Origin of the sequence: Aquimarina pacifica (assembly GCF_000520955.1) — a bacterium.
Classification (GTDB): domain Bacteria; phylum Bacteroidota; class Bacteroidia; order Flavobacteriales; family Flavobacteriaceae; genus Aquimarina; species Aquimarina pacifica.
The window spans coordinates 1-1,317 of record NZ_JACC01000104.1 but is presented as its reverse complement, the minus strand read 5'-3'; the positions used below and the strand labels follow the sequence as shown (position 1 = coordinate 1,317).

Genomic DNA, 1,317 nt, shown 5'->3' with positions numbered 1-1,317 from the left:
TCTAACCACAACTTTTTGGAATGATCCATACTTACAGTAATTCTTGCAAAAGAAAAAGGTTAGCAGGTGTATGTTTTTTCATAGTTAGTTTTTAATATTTAATGATTTTAAACCTTCTGCATGTCCTATTATCTCTATTACACAAAAAATTTATTTTGCAAACTTTTTAGCAACGGTACCTAAATTAGTAGTAAGCTTTGCAACATAGGTACCGCTAGCTAAATGATTAATAGATACCTCTGCCTGTTTGCTAATTAATATCTGTTGACCGGACATATTATATAGGCTAATATTTTCTAAACGTATCGCACCCGTAGTCAGTATTACAATAGTATTGGTAGTACTGGTAAAGATTAGGTTTTCTAATGGTGTATTTTCGGTACCACTTAAGACGTTATCCTCAGTAACAAAATTAAAACCGGTCCAACCTGCTGTTTGGTATGCCTCTATTGTACTTGCAGGAATACTAAGATCTATTACACTACGGTCATCAAAAACATTGCTAAGCAATGTTGCTGGGTCTAAACTTTCTGAAATCACACTGGTCAATTCATTTCCAAAAAAAGCATAATCGCCAATACTTGTTACGCTATCCGGAATGGTAATACTGGTTAGTTCATTATTTCGAAAAGTACTAAAACCAATAGTTTCTACACTATCACTAATAATAATACTGGTTAATTTATTACCCCAAAAAGCAAAATCACTAATAGTTGTTACACTATCCGGAATAGTAACACTGGTTAATTCATTATCTCTGAAAGCAGCAGTACCAATACTTGTTATGGTAAATGAAATACTACCATATGTAACTGTAGTTGGTATGGATACGGTAGTGCTTATTCCTGTATAATCCGACACCTCAACTGTAGTTGGATTTGTTAGCGATGTTATGGTATATTCAATACCGTCTACAATAAAAGTTTCATCAAAGAATAAAACCGTATTAAAACCTGTCCAACCAGCCATTTGGTATACTTCAGTTGTTCCTATAGGAATACTAAGATCTATTACACTACGATCATCAAAAATAGTGCTAAACAGTGTTGCTGGGTCTAAACTTTCAGATATTACACTGGTTAATTCATTATTAGCGAAAGCAAAATCACCAATAGTTGTTACACTATCAGGAATGGTAACACTGATTAAATTATTATCCCGGAAAGCAGCATCTCCAATAGTTGTAACGGTATATATAATATTATTATTTGTAACTGTATTCGGTATGACTACCGCATTACTTGTTCCTACATAATCCGATACCTCAACTGTAGTTGGGTTTGTTAGTGATGTTATGGTATATTCAATACCATCTAC

1 protein-coding gene is annotated in these 1,317 nt (G+C 33.3%); it reads right to left on the bottom strand.

The genetic code is table 11. The annotated features are described in order from the left end of the window. Window positions 1-150 precede the first annotated feature (150 nt). A partial coding sequence (locus DZ60_RS0121955; RefSeq protein ID WP_025744144.1) for a leucine-rich repeat protein occupies window positions 151-1,317 on the bottom strand: 1,167 nt, incomplete at its 5' end.